The organism is Gemmatimonadaceae bacterium (assembly GCA_035606695.1).
Taxonomy (GTDB): Bacteria; Gemmatimonadota; Gemmatimonadetes; order Gemmatimonadales; family Gemmatimonadaceae; genus JAQBQB01.
Window position 1 is genome coordinate 59,709 of record DATNEW010000019.1, and the last position, 17,176, is coordinate 76,884.

Annotated in this window: 15 protein-coding genes; all 15 read left to right on the forward strand. The window is 66.1% G+C overall.

Features of this window, described 5'->3' with window-relative positions; genetic code table 11:
* The first annotated feature begins 33 nt into the window (after positions 1-33).
* The gene (gene ccsA, locus VN706_07595) at positions 34-840 is read left to right on the forward strand and encodes a cytochrome c biogenesis protein CcsA (GenBank protein HXT15479.1); all 807 of its coding nucleotides are present in this window, start codon (positions 34-36) and stop codon (positions 838-840) included.
* Complete coding sequence (locus tag VN706_07600; protein ID HXT15480.1) at positions 837-1,433, forward strand: bifunctional precorrin-2 dehydrogenase/sirohydrochlorin ferrochelatase; 597 nt, start codon at positions 837-839, stop codon at positions 1,431-1,433. The genes ccsA and VN706_07600 overlap by 4 nt, the downstream gene beginning before the upstream one ends.
* Positions 1,424-2,737, forward strand: a complete 1,314-nt coding sequence (hemA, locus tag VN706_07605; GenBank protein ID HXT15481.1) for a glutamyl-tRNA reductase — start codon at positions 1,424-1,426, stop codon at positions 2,735-2,737. Before VN706_07600 ends, hemA begins: the two co-directional genes overlap by 10 nt.
* A complete protein-coding gene (locus VN706_07610) occupies positions 2,734-3,714 on the forward strand; it encodes an NAD-dependent epimerase/dehydratase family protein (protein HXT15482.1) in 981 nt (326 codons plus the stop codon). The genes hemA and VN706_07610 overlap by 4 nt, the downstream gene beginning before the upstream one ends.
* A 28-nt stretch (positions 3,715-3,742) precedes the next feature.
* Positions 3,743-4,507 carry a MotA/TolQ/ExbB proton channel family protein gene (locus tag VN706_07615; protein HXT15483.1) on the forward strand — a complete coding sequence of 255 codons (765 nt, stop codon included), beginning with the start codon at positions 3,743-3,745 and terminating at the stop codon, positions 4,505-4,507.
* Position 4,508: 1 nt separating this feature from the next.
* On the forward strand, positions 4,509-4,925 hold the full coding sequence (locus tag VN706_07620; GenBank protein HXT15484.1) for a biopolymer transporter ExbD: 417 nt from the start codon (positions 4,509-4,511) through the stop codon (positions 4,923-4,925).
* A gap of 5 nt (positions 4,926-4,930) precedes the next feature.
* Positions 4,931-5,620, forward strand: coding sequence for a TonB C-terminal domain-containing protein (locus VN706_07625; protein ID HXT15485.1), 690 nt, complete (start codon positions 4,931-4,933; stop codon positions 5,618-5,620).
* The gene (locus VN706_07630) at positions 5,617-6,930 is read left to right on the forward strand and encodes a hypothetical protein (GenBank protein HXT15486.1); all 1,314 of its coding nucleotides are present in this window, start codon (positions 5,617-5,619) and stop codon (positions 6,928-6,930) included. Before VN706_07625 ends, VN706_07630 begins: the two co-directional genes overlap by 4 nt.
* A 102-nt stretch (positions 6,931-7,032) precedes the next feature.
* Complete coding sequence (gene pal, locus VN706_07635) at positions 7,033-7,653, forward strand: peptidoglycan-associated lipoprotein Pal (GenBank protein HXT15487.1); 621 nt, start codon at positions 7,033-7,035, stop codon at positions 7,651-7,653.
* Positions 7,650-8,474, forward strand: a complete 825-nt coding sequence (locus VN706_07640) for a tetratricopeptide repeat protein (GenBank protein ID HXT15488.1) — start codon at positions 7,650-7,652, stop codon at positions 8,472-8,474. Before pal ends, VN706_07640 begins: the two co-directional genes overlap by 4 nt.
* Positions 8,475-8,486: 12 nt before the next feature.
* A complete protein-coding gene (gene tatC, locus VN706_07645; protein ID HXT15489.1) occupies positions 8,487-9,308 on the forward strand; it encodes a twin-arginine translocase subunit TatC in 822 nt (273 codons plus the stop codon).
* Entirely contained in the window at positions 9,305-12,334 is a 3,030-nt protein-coding gene (locus tag VN706_07650; protein ID HXT15490.1) for a putative LPS assembly protein LptD, read from the forward strand. Before tatC ends, VN706_07650 begins: the two co-directional genes overlap by 4 nt.
* Positions 12,335-12,501: 167 nt before the next feature.
* Entirely contained in the window at positions 12,502-13,611 is a 1,110-nt protein-coding gene (locus VN706_07655; GenBank protein ID HXT15491.1) for a hypothetical protein, read from the forward strand.
* A 260-nt stretch (positions 13,612-13,871) separates the two neighbouring features.
* The gene (gene hutH / locus VN706_07660) at positions 13,872-15,386 is read left to right on the forward strand and encodes a histidine ammonia-lyase (protein HXT15492.1); all 1,515 of its coding nucleotides are present in this window, start codon (positions 13,872-13,874) and stop codon (positions 15,384-15,386) included.
* A gap of 16 nt (positions 15,387-15,402) precedes the next feature.
* Positions 15,403-17,091, forward strand: coding sequence for a urocanate hydratase (hutU, locus tag VN706_07665; GenBank protein ID HXT15493.1), 1,689 nt, complete (start codon positions 15,403-15,405; stop codon positions 17,089-17,091).
* The last annotated feature ends 85 nt before the right edge of the window (positions 17,092-17,176 follow it).

A 17,176-nucleotide genomic window follows, 5' to 3' on the forward strand; every position in this document is an offset into this window, starting at 1 on the left:
CCGCGATTTCACAGTAGATTTGGGCGATCCGCCATGATTGCGATCGCCCATTTCATCGCCATCTCCTGCTACCTCGGCGCCGCGGCTCTGGCCGCGGTGCCGTTCGCGCGTCCGGTGAAGGCGCCGCTTCGCGGAGTCCTGGCGGCGCTGGGGCTCGGCGTGGCGGCGCATGTCGCGGCTCTGCTCGCCTTCGCGCGGCAGGCCGACGCGGTTCCACTCACCGGTTTGGGCCCATCGCTCTCGTTTGCGGGACTCGTGCTGGCGTTCACGCTGCTCATCGTCGAGGCGCTCGCGCGCGACGTCAGCCTGACGGTCGTCGCCGCGCCGCTGGCCGCGATCTCGACGATCTGCGCCAACACGATCGGCCTCACGCCGGGGCGGTCGGCCGAAGGCATGCGCGGCGTGTGGTTGTTCGCGCACATCGCGTTGAGCTTCGTCGGCATCGCGGCGTTCGCGACCGCGGCCGCCGCGGGCACGATGTATCTCGTGCAGCGGCACGAGCTCAAGTCTCGGCGCTTCGGAACGCTGTTTCGATTCTTCCCGCCGCTCGCGACACTCGACCGCGTGAACCATCTCGCGGCGATTGCCGGCTGGCTGGGGCTGACACTTGGCGTCATCCTCGCGGGTTCCTACTCGGTGGCGTATCACGAGATGAATCTGCCGCAGCTCCTGTGGGGCGGCGGCGCGTGGGTGGCGGTGACGTTTCTTGCCATGGGAAGGATGACCGCTGGATGGCAGGCGCAGCGCGCGGCGAAATACTCCAGCATGTCGTTCGTCGCGGTGCTGTTGCTCTACGTGGTGTTCCGCGTCGCCGGACCGGCGGCAGGGCAGTTCCTGTGAGCGTCTATCCGCTGATGCTCGACGGGACGGCGATTCGCGCCCTGGTAGTCGGCGGTGGTCCCGTGGCGGCGCGCAAGGCGCGCGCGCTGCTCGACGCTGGCGCGCAGGTGCGAGTCGTCGCGCGGTCGGTGGCGGCCGACCTGCGGAGCGCGGTCCCGGGTGCATTAGAGAAATCATATGAGCATTCTGATATCGACGATGCGACGCTGATCGTCGCCGCCACGGACGACGCCGCGCTGAACGCACGGATCGCCGACGAGGCCCGCGCGCGCGGCATTCTCGTCAACGTGGCGGACGCACCGGACCTGGGCACCTGTAGCACACCGGCGGTGCATCGCTCGGGCGACGTCGTGATCGCCGTGAGCGCCGGCGGCGTTCCGACCGCCGCCCGCCGCATTCGCGATGCCATCGCTCGCCTCATCGACGAGCGCTACGCGACCGCGGTCGCCGATCTCGCGACGTTGCGCCGCACGCTCCTCGACAGCGGCCGTCGCGAACGGTGGCACGAGGCCGCCGAAGCGCTGACCGCGGCGGATTTCCACGAGCAAGTCGAATCAGGCCGGTACGCCGAACGGGTGGCGCGATGGCGCTGACGGTCGTGGGTATCAATCATCGCGGCGCGGCGCTCGACATTCGCGAGCGCATCGCCTATCAACCGAGCGAAATCGGAGACGCGCTCGCCGCGCTGTGCGAGAGCACCGGGCTGCAGGAAGCGGTGGTCGTGTCGACGTGCAATCGCACCGAGCTGTACGTCGTCGAGGATGATCGCGATGCGGTGCCCGCGCTATGGGCCGAGCTGTCGCAGCGGCTGGGTGCGGAAGCATCGGGGTTCGGCTATGTGCGCCGCGATCGTGAAGCGGTGGCGCACCTCTTCCGCGTCGCCAGCGGTCTCGATTCGATGGTCCTGGGCGAAGCGCAGATCCACGGCCAGGTGCGCGACGCGTGGGAGCTTTGTCGCGCGCACTCCGGGCCTGTGCTCAATCGCTTGTTTCAGACTTCTCTCTTGGTCGCCGGCCGCGTTCGCAACGAGACGTCCGTCGGCCGCGGCGCGGCGTCGGTAAGTTCGGCCGCGGTGCAGATCGCGAAGCAGATCTTCGGATCGCTCGCGAACAAGCGCGCCATGGTCCTTGGCGCCGGCGAGATGGCCGAGCTCGCGCTCGAGTGCCTGCGGGATCAGGGCGTTCGCACCGCGATCGTCGCGAACCGCACGTACGAGAAAGCCGTGGAAGTTGCGGCGCGGCACGGCGCGGCGGCGATGCACTACGACGAATGCTGGGCCGCGCTGCGCGACGTCGATGTACTCGTCTGTTCGACCGCGGCGCCGCATGCGGTGGTATCCGTCGATCACATTCGTCCGGCGCTCGACGCCCGCGGGCAACGGCCGCTGTGCGTGCTCGACATCGCGCTGCCGCGCGACGTCGAGCCGGCGGTGGGCGAGTTGAGCAACGTCTTCCTGTACAATCTCGACGATCTGCAGGCCGTGGTCTCGGCCAATCTCCAGCGGCGGCGCGGCGAGCTCCCGACCGCCGAAGAGCTCATCGCGGGGGAGGTCGGGAAATACTGGGACTGGCTCGCCGGTCTCTCGGCGGTGCCGGTGTTGCGCGCCATGCGCGACCGCATGGAGGAGTTGCGCCGCCGCGAGCTCGCGGACGCGCTGCGCAAGCTCGACTCGCTGCCGCCCGAACAACGCGCGGTCGTCGAAGAACTTTCCAGAACGTTAATGAACAAATTCTTACACGAACCCAGTGTGCGGCTGCGTGCGGCGGCGGCGAACGGGCGCGGATTGGGCGTCGTCGACACCGTGCGCTACCTGTTCGGCCTCGAGCAGACGCCGCCGGCCGCGCCCGACTCCGCGCCCGACTCCGCGTCCAGCGGACAGCGGAGCGCCGCCTCGTGAGCGGCCGGGTGCTCGTCACCGGCGGCGCCGGCTTCATCGGGTCGCACGTGTGCGACCGCTTTCTCGAGGCCGGCTGGGCGGTCGAGATCATCGACGACCTGTCGAGCGGCAAGCGCGAGAACGTCGATGCGCGGGCACGTCTCCACGTCGTCGACATTCGATCGGAGACCGCGGCGGAGCTGATCGATCGCGGCCGCTTCGACGTACTCGTCCACCTCGCGGCGCAGATGGATGTGCGGCGCAGCGTGGCCGATCCGCTGTTCGATGCCGGCGTCAACGTGCTGGGCACCGTGAATCTGCTCGAGGCCGTGCGCCGCTCGGGGCATCGCCCGCGGTTCATCTTCGCGTCGACGGGCGGCGCGATCTACGGCGATCTCGCCACGCCGCCGAACAGCGAGACGACACAAAAAAATCCGGACTCGCCGTACGCCGCGTCGAAGCTCGCGGCCGAATACTATCTGGGCTACTACGGCCGGATTCATGGCCTCGACACGCTGAGTCTGCGGTTCGCGAACGTATATGGTCCGCGCCAGGATCCGCACGGCGAAGCCGGTGTCGTCGCGATCTTCTGCGGGCGCATGCTCGCCGACGAAGCACTGACCGTGTTCGGCGACGGCACCCAGACGCGCGACTACGTCTACGTCGGGGACGTCGCGGATGCGGTCGTTGCGGCCGCCAAAGCGTCGCTCCCCGAGGTCGGCGCTGTCGACGCGCGCGCGTTCAACATCGGCACTGGTGTCGCCACGTCGGTGCTGGATCTCGCCTCGGCGCTCTTCCGCGCGACGAACAAGGCACCGTCGATCGACTTCGCGCCGCGGCGTCCGGGCGAGCAGCAGGATTCGTCGCTGCACATCGACAAGGCGAGAGAGACGCTCGGCTGGGAGCCGCGGATGTCGCTCGACCAGGGGTTGGCCGAGACGTTTACCTGGTTCGCGGCTCGTCAGTCAGGTGAGAAGACGCCGGCCGGAGCTTCCTGACTCCGCTCAACTCTGAACTCCATCGAACGTGAACGTCATTTCACAACTGTTTCCCCTGCTGCAGGCCACGCGCGGCGCCGTGCCTGCAAGTCCGATCGATCTCATTCTCGGCGCCACGACGGTGACGCAGGTCGTGCTTGCGATACTTGCGCTGCTGTCGCTGCTGAGCTGGGCGATCATGTTCGGCGTATGGCGCAGTCTCGCCAAGGCGTCGGGCTCGGCGGAGAAATTCTGGCGCGACTTCGAGCGGACGCCGCGCATCGACGACGTCGGCGCGCTGGCCAAGCGATCGAAGCCAAGCGCGCTGCCGAAGTTGTTCATGCGCGCGATGCACTTCGTCGCCGATGCGCGCGTGGTGAATCAGCAGGCGCGCGAACGCGCGACGCCGACGACGGCGGAAATGCCTGTCGCACAGACGCTGAGCGGCTCGCAGGTCGAGACGTTGCACCTGCTGCTCGACAGCGAAGCATCGGATGAACGCGATCGCATTGGGCGTTTTTTGCCATGGCTGGCAACGATCGGATCGGTGAGCCCACTCATCGGCTTGCTCGGCACGGTCCTCGGCGTCATCGACGCGTTCCTCGGGATCGCGTCGAAGGGGTCCGGAAATCTTAGTGCCGTTGCGCCGGGCGTCGGCGAGGCCCTGATTGCGACGGCGGCCGCGTTGAGCGTCGCGATTCCCGCGACGTTCGGTTACAACATCTTTGCGAGCCGGTTGAACCGTTTCGACGGGCGAATGGAGAGCTTCAATACGGCGGTGATCGCGCTGCTCGTGCGCGAGGGGCGCATCTGACATGGCGCGCCGCGGCCGTCGTCACCGCTACGAGCTGAATGCGGATGTGAACGTCGTCAGCCTGATCGACGTGATGCTGCTCTTGCTCGTGATCTTCATGATCACCGCGCCGCTGATGCAGGGCGGCGTCGACATTCAGTTACCGGAAGCGCAGGCCAAGCCGCTCGAGTCGAAGGACGGGATGAACATCACCGTCAACAAGGCCGGGCAGATCTCCGTGGACAACGAGTCGATGACGCTGCGCGATTTTCGCGTGCTCTTCAAGACGATCTCGAAGAACCGAACGCGAAATGGCGTGTATCTCAGAGCAGACCAGGGCGTCCCCTATGGGACGGTGGTGCAGCTCATGGCGATCATGAATGCGAATGGTGTGACCAACGTCGGGCTCGTGACCGAGCCGGAGAACATTCCGAAGTGAGCGCGGTGGCGTCCCCGCGCCTTGCTTCGGGCTTCGCCGTGTCGGTTGTGCTGCACGGCGGGTTAGTGGCGGTGTTCCTGTTCGCGCACGTGTCGCGGCCGTCGGCGGGACCTCCGCCGTACATGGTGCAGTTGATCGCGGCGCCGGCCGGCGAGCGCGCCATCGGTGCGGTTCAGCCCGAGGCACCTCCGAAGCCCGCGCCAACGCCTTCGGTGGCGAAGCCGGAGCCGGTGAAACCCAAGCCGGCCGTCCCGAAGCCCAAGCCGGTTTCGAAGACGCCGCCGAAACGCGCGCCGGATCTCGGCCCAACGGCCAAGCCCACGCAGACGCCGGCGACGGCGGGAGGCGGAGCGACCGGCGGCAAAGGTTCGGACGTAGCCAACCTCGTCGCGCCGGGGATCGAGTTCGACTATCCCTGGTACATCGACAACATCGCGCGGCGCGTGATCATGCGCTTTGGGAATTTGAGCTCGAACCTGGTCGCGGAGGTCCGCTTCGTCATCAAGCGCGACGGATCGGTGGATCCCGAGTCGATTCGAATCGTGACCTCTTCGAGGAATTACTCGTTCGATCAACGGGCCCTTGGCGCCGTCGAGGCGGCGGCGAACGCGCATGAATTCGGCGCGCTGCCGCCGGGGTTTCGTGAAGACATTCTGCCGGTGACGTTCCGGTTCTCTCCTTCGAGCTATCGATGATTCGTTACGGACGCGTGGCGGCCGGCGCCGCTGCCTTGATCATTTCGGTTTCACCGCGCCTCGTCGCGCAGGATACGACGGGCGGCCGGGGCATCTTCATTGGCGCAACATACGATCCGCTGCACGACAAGCTTGCCGTCGCGGTCCTGCCCGTCGCGGGTGCGTTCGGCGATTCGGTGCGCACGATCGTTCAACGCGATCTGGACTACAGCGACCGGTTCACGATCGTGCCGATCGACACCACCGATCCCGGCGCGTTGCGCGGCGCGAACGGCCTCGGGCTCAATTATCCGCTGTTCAGCCGCATCGGAACCATCGCGGTGGTGCAGATCACGATGGTCGGCGGCGGCTTGCACGTCTCGCTGCACGACGTCTCGAAGGGCGCGGTGGTGAACGTCGGCGAGTTCCCGCTCGTTTCGTCGGGTTTGAGTCGCGACTGGCGCATGGGTGTGCACCGCGCCTCGGACGAGATCGAACGGTGGATGGCCGGACAGCCGGGCATCGCGGCGACGCGCATTGCGTACATGCGCGGGTCGGCGATTCGCATCGTCGACAGCGACGGTGCGTCGGAGATCACGGTGCCGACGGAGGAGAACGGCGCGAGCCCGGCGTGGAATCCGCAAGCGAACATGCTGGCGTATGCGACCTACGGTGCGTCGTCGAGAATCTACCTGATCGATCTCGCGACGGGGCGTTCGAGATCCCTCATCGGTCCCACCCGCAACGTGAGCTACATCACGCCCGAGTTCATGCCGGACGGCAACACGATCGTCTTTGGACGCGCCGGCGAGAACGGAACGGATCTCTATTCGATTCCGGTGAGCGGCGGCGATCCGCGGCGCATGACGGTGAGCCGCGGCTTCGAGAGCTCGAGCCCCGCGCCGAGTCCGGATGGGCGTCGCGTGGCGTACGTGAACAACGGCGGCGGCCATCCGGAGTTGTATATTACGGACGCTGACGGCACGAACAACGACATCCTCACCAACTACGATTTCAGCACCAAGGCGTACCGCTCCGATCCGGACTGGTCGCCGGACGGCCGGTTGATCGCGTATCAGGAACTGATGAACGGCCGATTTCAGTTGCGCATCATCAAGACGACGGGGAGCACCCCGAAGCAGCTGACGAGCGACGGTGCGAACGAGCAGCCGGCGTGGGCGCCGGATTCGCGCCACCTGGTCTTCACGTCGGACCGGACCGGCGTGCGGCAGCTCTGGGTGCTCGACACCGAATCGCAGCGGTTGCGCCAGCTCACCAAGTCGCCCGGTTCGCGGTTGGCCGCCTGGTCGCCGCACCTCGCGTCGCCGTGACCCACCGCGGCGCCGTTATAAGCACCTTGGTATTCAAGAACCTTTAACTCTCTTTCTCATCTATCGATTCGCTGTCTTATCTCGCCACACGGGAGACTGATCATGATGCGCACGCACCGGATCGCGGGGCTGACGCTGGCACTGTTGTCCGTGACCATCCTCGACGCCTGTCACCACAAGGCCGCACCCGCGCCGACGCCAACCCAGGCCTCGATGTCGGGTCCGAACGCCGACAGCGCGCGCCTGGCTCAGGAAGACGCGGCACGCCGCGCCGCCGCTGATGCCGCGCGCCGCCGGGCCGACTCGATCGCCGCCGCCGAAGCCGCCGCACGCGACGCCGCGAATTCCGCGGGCAGCCTCCGCTCGGCGCTGACCGCGATGGTGCACTTCGATTACGATCAGTCCGACCTGCGGCCCGAGGATCGCGCGATTCTCGATGCCAAGGTGCCGATCCTGCAGGCCAACCCGGGCGTGATGATTCGCATCGCCGGCCACACCGACGAACGAGGATCGGACGAGTACAACCTGGCGCTGGGGCAGCGGCGCGCCGCCGCGGCCAAGCGATATCTCATCGATCACGGTGTCGCGGATTCGCGCATCGAAACCATCAGCTACGGAGAGGAGCGTCCCATCGCGCAGGGATCGGATGAGTCCGCATGGGCGCAGAATCGCCGCGCGGAATTCGAGATCACCTCGGGTGGCCAAACGCTGCGCAAGCCATGAGGAAACTCACCTCGGTCGCGCCGGTTGCCCTGCTCGTGGCGGCCGGCTGCCTGGCCTCCAAGAGCGACATTCGGTTGTTGCAAGACGAGATGATCGCCACGCGCGCGCAGCTCGCGACCGGGGACACGCTGCATCTCCGCACGTCCACGTCGCAGCGGGCCGAGATCGCGAATCTGTCGCGGAAAATCGACATGATGATCGACTCGCTGCGATCCACCGCGGCGCGCCTTGCCTCGTTTCAGGCGACCGCGAGCGGCAACTTCGACGCGCTGAACCAGCAGATGGTGTCCGTGCAGACATTGCTCGGCCAGACGACGCGCAACCTGCAGGAGCAGCGCGCGCGTCTCGAGGCGCTGGCCGATCAGGCGGCGAACAGTTCGGCGCCGACGCCCGTGTCGCCGAGCTCCGGCGCGACCCTCGGCCGCGACTCGGCGATGAACCGCGGACCCGGGCCCGCGACGCTCTATACGACCGCGAACCAGCAACTGGGCGAGGGGGCGTATGCGAGCGCCCGGCGCGGGTTCGAGCAGTTGGTTGCTTCGTATCCCGACGATCAGCTCGCGCCGCGCGCTATGTTGAAGATCGGCGAATCGTTCGTGGCCGACGGGAACAAGGCGGCGGCGGATTCGGTAAACCAGATCATCTACACCCGGTATCCCAAGGCGCCCGAAGCGGCGACGGCGTTGTATCGGCATGGCAGGCAGCTGTGGGATGCGAACAAGAAGTCGGAAGCGCGGCCGTTCCTGAATCGAGTCATGCGTGATTTTCCGAATTCCGACGAGTACGAGCTGGCCAGAGAACTGCTGAAGAATCGAGGCTAACGCAGCGTGGGAATGGCGATACCGCGGTCGAATGCCGGAGAGATGCCGTTCCTCGATCACCTCGAGGAACTGCGCTGGCGCATCATTTATTGCCTGGCGGCGCTGCTCGTGTGCATCGGCGTCGGCTTCTGGCTGTCGTATACGTTCGACGCGGTCGGGCTTCTCGCGCGCCCGGTGCTACCGCTCATTCCCGAGCACAAGCTCGTGTACACGCATCCGAGCGAAGGCTTCACCGTCATCATGAACGCGGGGATAACGATCGGCCTCGTGTTCGCGTCGCCGGTCATCATCTACCAGACGTGGGCCTTCCTGGCGCCGGCGCTGCACGCGCACGAGAAACGTGTCGGCCTGGTCGTGCTGTTCTCGGGCGTGTTGCTGTTCATCGCCGGCGCGGCGCTCGCGTATTTCGTCGTCGTGCCGCTGGCGTTGCCGTGGCTGTTCGGTTTCGCCGGGCCCTCGCTCGTGCCGCTCATCACGGCCGAGGATTATTTCGATTTCATATTCGCGATGGTGTTGACGTTCGGGATCAGCTTCGAGCTGCCGATCGTCGTGCTGGCGTTGGCCGCGCTCAACATCGTGACGCCGCAATTTTTGACGAAGTATCGTCGCCACGCGATCGTGCTCATCGTGATCGCCGGGGCGTTCCTGACGCCGGGCGACATGGTGTGGACGACCATCGCGCTCTCCGTTCCGCTCTATGCGCTCTATGAATTGAGCGTGCTCGCCGCCACGGTGATCTATCGCCGCAAGCGGCGCCGTCTCGCGCTGGTCTCGAACGATCGCGACGATGACCACGATGACGATGACGTCGGCCGCCCGAGGGGTCTGACGTGATCCTGAAGTGGCTGAGCGCCGCGCTGTTCACGGTGCTCGCGGTGCTCCCCGTCAGCACGAGTCAAGCGCAGATCATTCCCGGACGGCCGCGAAATGCGACGGCCGTCCGGCAGCAGCCGCGCGACACGACTAAGGACTCGACGGCCAAACGCCCGGTGTTTCCGCCACCGGATTCGGTGACGCTGCGGCTGTTGCAGAAGAAGGGCTATACCACGACGCGGTACGCCGCCGACACGGCGTACTTCGATGCCGATCGCAAGTCGCTCGATCTGCTCGCGGCGCCGAAACGCCCCGCCGCCGTCGAGCGCGACTCCAATCGCGTCGTCAGCGACAGCGGCATCTACTACACGCAGGCGGATCGGCAGGTGATCACGGGCGGGCACTACGTGCTCACGCCGCCGTCGAGCAGCGGCCAGTCGGAAGTGCGCGGCCACGGCTATGGGAAGTACAATCTGGCCGCGCGCTCGCTGCTCATCACGAACGCCAGTCTCCCCGTGAACAACGGCGAGATCTGGTACGTGAGCTTCGATCGCGCGCGCATCGATCTCGACACCACGGGCGCCAAGAATTCCGTCGCGTACATCGGCGGCGGCCGGATGACGAGCTGCGATGACTCGATTCCCGATTATCAGTTTCGGTATCACGAAGCCAAGCGCACGGGCGGCAACACCATGGTCGCGCGCCCGGCGATTCTCTACATCAAGGACATTCCGGTGATGTGGTTTCCGTTCATCTTCAGCGATGAACGGCCGGGGCGGCACAGCGGCATTCTCACGCCGCAGTTCGGCGTCGGCGACATCATTCGCAGCTCGTCCTCGTACCGCCGCAACGTCGAGCACATCGGCTACTACTGGGCGTTGAGTGATTACGCGGACATGTCCGCGTGGTTCGACTGGCGCACCGCCGCGGGCGGCGTGCCGGGCGATCCGGGGTGGGTGCGCTACAACGCCGACTGGGATTACAAATGGCTCGACCGATTTCTGGCCGGGCGCATCGGCCTTGGATACACGCGCCAGCGCGACGCCTCGACCAACCTCGCCGTCTCGTGGAATCACCAGGAAGACTTCGGCCGCAACAACCACCTGAACACGAACTTCAACTACGTCACCAGCACGACGCTGCAGCGGCAGAACACGTTCAATCCATATTCGGCGCTCGCGACCATCGCGTCGCAGGCGAACTATCAATCGAAGATCGGCCCCGCCTCGCTGACGATCGGCGCGACGCGCAAACAATATCCGGGACGCACGCAGGTCGATCAGGGCATTCCGTCGGTCAGCCTCACGACGTCGCCCGTGGCGATCGGCGACAAGTTCAGCTGGACGCCGAGCTTCAGCTTCTCGCGCAACGACGTGCTCGGCATGGATCAGCCGGGACTCGGCGCGTTCACGTACTTCACGCGCGACGTGACGATCAACGGCATCACGACGCCGCGCCTGGACAGCTCCAAGTTCAACGGCCGCAATTCCGCGAACGCGACGATGAGCTTCGATACGCCCGTGCAGATCTTCGGCTGGGACTTTCGAAACTCGTTTCGATTGAATCAGCAGCGGAACAACTTCCCGCAGCAGTTCACGATCTACGACGTCGAGAGCGGAGCGGTCACCGATCAGCGTGTGTACGCCGCGACGTATCGCAGCGACTTCGACTGGGTGCCCGAGTTTCAATTGCCGTCGCTCGGCCAGAACCGCTTCAATCTGACGCCGAGCTTCAGCCTGCAGAACATCGATCCGGGGCCGCTGATGGTGGCGTCGGAGCGCACCGGCGGGAAGTATGTCTTTCAGGGCGGCAGTCTGCTCAAGTCCAAGCGCATCAGCCTGGGTGTGAGCGCCTCGCCGACGCTCTATGCGTTTCTGCCCGGCGTCGGCCCGTTCTCGCGCCTGCGCCACGCGATTCAACCGACGCTCAGCTACTCGTGGGCGCCGTCATCGAACGTGTCGGACGATTACCTCATCGCGACGGGCCGCACCCGGAAAGGCTACCTCGGCGACCTGAAGCAGAGCGCCGTGACGCTGGGGCTCAACCAGACGTTCGAAGCGAAGATTCGCCGGGACGACGAGGACAGCACGCAGGCCTCGAACGCACCGAAGAACGTGAAGTTGTTGAGCATCAACTTCACGCCGATCTCGTACGACTTCGTTCGCCATCAGCACGCGGTCCAGGAAGGCAATCGCAGTCTGCTCACCGGATTCACGAGCGACAACTGGGGCTATTCGTTGAGCTCCGATCTTCTGCCCGGCTTCGACTTCAACAGCAATTACTCGCTCTTTCAGGGCAGCACGTTGAGCGACACGGCGAAGTTCGGCCCGTATCTGACGAATGTCAGCGCCTCCTTCAACATCAGCCGCGACCAGAACCCGTTCGCGGTGTTCACCCGGCTGTTCGGCAAGGCCGTGCCCGCGCCGCAAAAAGCGCCGACGACGGGCACCGATCAGGTTCGGCCGCGGCCGGACGACGCCATGGCGCAGGCGCTGGCCGCGCAGCCCGTCGCGGGCAGCTCGCGCGGCGGCGACCGGTTCATCGTGCCGCCGTCGCAAGGCTGGCGCGCCTCGCTGACGTTCACGCGCTCGAGTCCACGGCCGCCGTCGGGCGGCGTCGGCAGTAACATCATCGACTTCGATCCGCGAGCGCGTTGCGCGGCAACCGTCGGCAACGATCCGTTCCTGCTCGACGCGTGTCTCAACAACCTGCGCGCGCAGCCGACCACGGACGTGCCGGTGACGTCGGCGACGGCGGGTGGCGCGTTGTATCGCATTCCGCCGACCACGTCGCTCAACGCGAACACCAGCTTCAATCTCACGCCGAAGTGGTCGGCGCAGTGGACGACCACGTACGATCTCGAGCGCCACGAGTTCGCCAGCCACATCGTCCAACTGCAGCGTGAGTTGCACGATTGGCGCGCGATCTTCGCCTTTACGCAGTCGCCGAACGGCAACTTCGCGTTCAACTTCACGATCGCGCTCAAGGCCGATCCGGACATCAAGTTCGACTACAACCGCGCCACCGTTCGCTCGACGGTGCCTTAGGCACCTCGTGCGCACCGTCGCAGCAAGTGGGCAGGGGAGTGTCCTCGTGTCAGGACGGCCTGGCCCCGCGCGTTTTTTCAACCTGCGTATTCACAAACAGTTACGTCGAGCGGTCTGAGGGTGTGCCGAATGCATTCTGGCGTGCCGTAACCCACCCGGACTGCGCAATGACACTGTCTCGTTCGATCTTCTCGGTGATCTCGCTCGCGGTGATTCTTCCACTCGTCGCGTGCGATGAGCTCACGGGTCCCGACGTCGATCCCGACGCGCCCACCAATCTGACGTATCAGCTGATTCCGAGCGGCGATCCCACGACGCCACTCGGCGTGCTGCTCACCTGGGAAGTCCCGACCAGCGGCCGCGCCAATTCGTTCAATGTGTACGGGCGTTTGGGCGGAGGGGATTGGCAGCTTCGTGCAACGACGACGTCGCCGTCGTTCCACGATGCCGGCCTGCCCGAGGCGCAATACTACGTCGCCACGCGCGACGACAACGGCGACGAGCTGGCGCATTCGGAGACGATCTCGATCGATCTCCAGTCGCGACTCCCAGCACCGCAGGGATTGACGTCGATCTCGCTCAACGGCGCGGTGCAACTCGCGTGGAGCAGCAACGCGGTCGATGCCTCGCGCGCGACGTTCGATCACTATCGCGTGTACTCGACGCCATACGACGGCACGCGCGGCGTGTGCACGGCCAACTGGGTGCTCGAAGGTTCGACCGTGTCCGACGGGTTCCTCGCCGGCAATCTCGCGAACGGCGTCTCGGAATGCTTCGTCGTCAGCGCCATCACACACGACGGGCACGAGAGTCAGTGGAGCGATGCGCATCTCGACACGCCGCGCTTCGACGCCCGCAATGTCGTCGTGTACGCGCATTCGGCGCGCGCGGACAGTGCCGGCTTCCTGTTCCTGGATGAGACCACGAAGCGAGTCGGTACGGTGAGCTCGGCCGCACGCACCGATCTCGATTTCACCGTCGAGCGTCAGGCGGACGGTTCGCTGTGGTTCGCACCGGGCCGTAGCGCGGTCACAATGATGCTGTACTCGACGACCCCGGTCACCGACCTCACGTCGATCGACCGTGCACCTTCGGCGGGGTTCGCGCCCACCGGCATCCAGGCGCTGCCTGGATACGCGTACGTGTTTCGCACGCAAAAGACCGACGGCGTACACTTTGCCGCGGTGCGCGTGGCCTATGTGGCGGCGGATCACGTGGTGTTCGACTGGTCGTATCAGAGTGCCGTCGGAAACGCGGAGCTGAATCGGGCGCCGTGAGTCGAACCATGTTGGATGGTTTGTGAGCGTTGTCATCCCGAGCGGAGGCGCGTAGCGCCGGAGTCGAGGGACCCCGGTCTCAGCGGAGCGCTGCGTACAGCTTCTCCGCCGGGACGGGGGTCCCTCGACTCGCTTCGCTCGCTCGGGATGACAACTGGTCGCTTCGCTCGCTCGGGATGACAACTGGTCGCTTCGCTCGCTCGGGATGACAACTGGTCGCCCAGGGTCGCTCGGGATGACTCGCATGGATATCTTGCTGCATGCCTCCCGAAGTCGTCATCGACGGCAACTCTCTCACGATCGAGCAGGTCGCCGCCGTCGCGCGCGACCGTGCACGCGTCTCGTTGGCGCCGCAGTCACGACAGCGCGCGCGACTGACGCGCGGCATCGTCGAGCTGCTCGTCAGCAAACGCGCTGTCGCGTATGGCGTGACGACCGGCTTCGGCAAGTTGTCCGAAGTCGCCATCCCGCCGGAGCGGTTGGCCGAGCTGCAAGTGAATCTCGTGCGCAGTCACGCGGCGGGCGTCGGCGATCTGCTTCCCGAGCGCGAAGTGCGCGCGATGATGCTTCTCCGCGCGAACGTCATTTCCAAGGGCTACTCGGGCGCGCGCATCGAGCTCGCGGAGCTGTTGCTCGAGATGCTCAACGCGGGGCTGCACCCGCCGATTCCCGAGCAGGGCAGCGTCGGTGCGAGCGGCGATCTCGCGCCGCTCGCGCATCTCGCGCTGTCCGTGATCGGGGAAGGAACGCTCCATCGCGGCGATGAATGCGGGCCCGCCGCCGACATGCTGCGCGCGGTGAATCTGGAGCCGATGACGCTGGCGACGAAGGAAGGACTGACGCTCATCAACGGCACGCAGGCGCATACGGCGATTGCGTCGCTGGCGCTCGTCGATGCGCACCGGCTCTGGCGCACCGCGCACATTGCCGGCGCCATGTCGCTCGAAGCGCTGCTCGGCACCCCGGTCGCGTTCGACCCGCGCATCCACGACGTGCGCGGACAGCTCGGCCAGGCGGCGTCGGCGGCGTATCTGCGCGAGCTGTTGGCGGACAGCGAGATTCGCGAATCGCATCGCGAGAACGATCCACGCGTGCAGGATGCGTACGCGCTCCGCTGCATGCCGCAGGTGCACGGCCCGGTGCTCGACGCGTTGGATTTCGCCGCATCGGTCATTGGGCGCGAGCTGAATGCGGCCACCGACAATCCGCTCGTGTTCGAGAGCGGCGATCTGTTGAGCGGCGGCAATTTCCACGGGCAGTCGGTGGCGATGGCGCTCGACTTCATGGCGATCGCGCTCACGAACCTCGCGACGATCGCCGAGCGGCGGATCGATCGGCTGGTGCATCCGGATTTGAATCAAGGGCTGCCGCCATTCCTGACGCGCGACGCCGGCGTCAACTCCGGGTTCATGATGGCGCAGGTGACCGCGGCGTCGCTGGCGAGCGAGTGCAAGGTGCTGTCGCATCCGGCGAGCGTGGACACCATTCCGACGGACGGCAGCAAGGAAGATGTGGTGCCGATGGCGATGGCGGCCGCGTGGAAGCTCAGGCGCATCGTCAAGAACGTACGGTACGTGCTGGCGATCGAGTTGATGTGCGGCGCGCAGGGAATCGATTATCGGGCGCCGCTCAAGCCGGGGCGCGGCGTGGCACGCGCGCACGCGGCCGTGCGCGCCGCGGTGCCGCCGCTCGACCGCGACCGCGTGCTGGCGCCGGACATCGAGCGTCTCGCCGAACTGATTCAGGGCGATGCGCTGTTTCCAAATATTGAATGAGCATTCGCGAATCAACATGTCCGTATTGACCCGACCCGACCCGACGACCGACCACGCGCCCCGCACGGTTCGCGCGCCGCGCGGCTCGGCGCTCTCCTGCAAAGGCTGGCAGCAGGAGGCCGCGCTGCGCATGCTGATGAACAACCTCGATCCCGAGGTGGCCGAGCGGCCGCAGGATCTCGTGGTGTATGGCGGAACGGGAAAGGCGGCGCGCAACTGGGAGGCGTTCGACGCCATCGTCGCGGCGCTGCGCAAGCTCGAGCACGACGAGACGCTGCTCATTCAAAGCGGCAAGCCGGTCGGCGTGTTTCGCACCCACGCCTGGTCGCCGCGCGTGCTCATCGCCAACAGCAACCTCGTGGGTCGCTGGGCGAACTGGGACTACTTTAGAGAACTCGAACGAGCCGGCCTGATCATGTACGGCCAGATGACCGCGGGCTCGTGGATCTACATCGGCTCGCAGGGAATCGTGCAGGGCACGTACGAGACGTTTGGCGCCGTGGCCGACACGCACTTCAACGGCACGCTCGCCGGCCGCTTCGTGCTCACCGCCGGCCTGGGCGGCATGGGCGGCGCGCAGCCGCTGGCCGCGACGATGAACGACGCCGCGATCCTGGGGATCGAAGTCGACGAGGCGCGCATCGACAAGCGCATCGAGACCGGCTACTGCGATCGCAAGACGTCGAATCTCGACGAAGCGCTTGGGTGGATTCGCGAGGCGACCGACGCGAAGCGCCGGCTGTCGGTGGGGCTCGCCGGCAATGCGGCGGAGATCCTGCCGGAGCTGGTACGTCGCGGCGTCACGCCGGATGTTCTGACCGACCAGACGAGCGCGCACGATACGTTGAATGGATATGTGCCGGCCGGCATGTCGCTCGACGACGCGGCGGCGCTCCGGCGCGGCGATCCCAACGAGTACGTTCGCCGCGCGAATGCCTCGATCGTCGAGCACGTGAAGGCGATGCTCGCCATGCAGGCGCGCGGCGCGATCGCGTTCGACTACGGCAACAACATTCGCACGGTGGCGCTCGACAACGGCGTGGCGAACGCCTTCAACATTCCGGGCTTCGTGCCCGAGTACGTGCGGCCGCTGTTTTGCGCGGGGAAGGGTCCGTTTCGGTGGGTGGCATTGTCCGGGGACAAGAAAGATCTCGATCGCACCGACGAGCTCGTGCTCGAGCTCTTCCCGCACGACGCGCACTTGCGGCGCTGGATCGAGATGGCGCGCGAACGCATTCACTTTCAGGGATTGCCGGCGCGCATCTGCTGGCTGGGGCAGGGCGAGCGCGCGAAGTTCGGCGTCGCGTTGAATGATTTAGTAGCAAAAGGAGAATTAAGCGCACCGATCGTCATCGGCCGCGATCATCTGGACACCGGCAGCGTTGCCTCGCCGTTCCGCGAAACCGAAGCGATGAAGGATGGCAGCGATGCGATCGCCGACTGGCCGATTCTCAACGCGCTCCTGAACACGGCGAGCGGTGCCTCGTGGGTCTCGTTCCATCACGGCGGCGGCGTGGGCATCGGGAACTCGCTCCACGCGGGCCAGGTCATCGTCGCCGACGGCACGCCCGAAATGCGCGTGCGTCTCGAGCGCGTGCTCACGAATGACCCGGGCATCGGCGTCGCGCGGCATGCGGAGGCGGGCTACGACATCGCCATTCGGACGGCGGAAGAGCAGGGGATTCAGCTGCCGATGAGGGGATGACGGCTCAGTCATCCCGAGCGAGCGGAGCCGGGTGCCCTCTGGGCGCATGAGGGACCCCCTTCATTGCGGAGGGCTCCGCCGTCGG

Coding starts and splice junctions, on each gene's coding strand:
- ccsA (HXT15479.1), top strand. CDS start 34: ATGATTGCGATCGCCCATTTCATCGCCATCTCCTGCTACCTCGGCGCC.
- hemA (HXT15481.1), top strand. CDS start 1,424: ATGGCGCTGACGGTCGTGGGTATCAATCATCGCGGCGCGGCGCTCGAC.
- VN706_07620 (HXT15484.1), top strand. CDS start 4,509: ATGGCGCGCCGCGGCCGTCGTCACCGCTACGAGCTGAATGCGGATGTG.
- VN706_07630 (HXT15486.1), top strand. CDS start 5,617: ATGATTCGTTACGGACGCGTGGCGGCCGGCGCCGCTGCCTTGATCATT.
- pal (HXT15487.1), top strand. CDS start 7,033: ATGATGCGCACGCACCGGATCGCGGGGCTGACGCTGGCACTGTTGTCC.
- VN706_07640 (HXT15488.1), top strand. CDS start 7,650: ATGAGGAAACTCACCTCGGTCGCGCCGGTTGCCCTGCTCGTGGCGGCC.
- tatC (HXT15489.1), top strand. CDS start 8,487: ATGGCGATACCGCGGTCGAATGCCGGAGAGATGCCGTTCCTCGATCAC.
- VN706_07655 (HXT15491.1), top strand. CDS start 12,502: ATGACACTGTCTCGTTCGATCTTCTCGGTGATCTCGCTCGCGGTGATT.
- hutH (HXT15492.1), top strand. CDS start 13,872: ATGCCTCCCGAAGTCGTCATCGACGGCAACTCTCTCACGATCGAGCAG.
- hutU (HXT15493.1), top strand. CDS start 15,403: ATGTCCGTATTGACCCGACCCGACCCGACGACCGACCACGCGCCCCGC.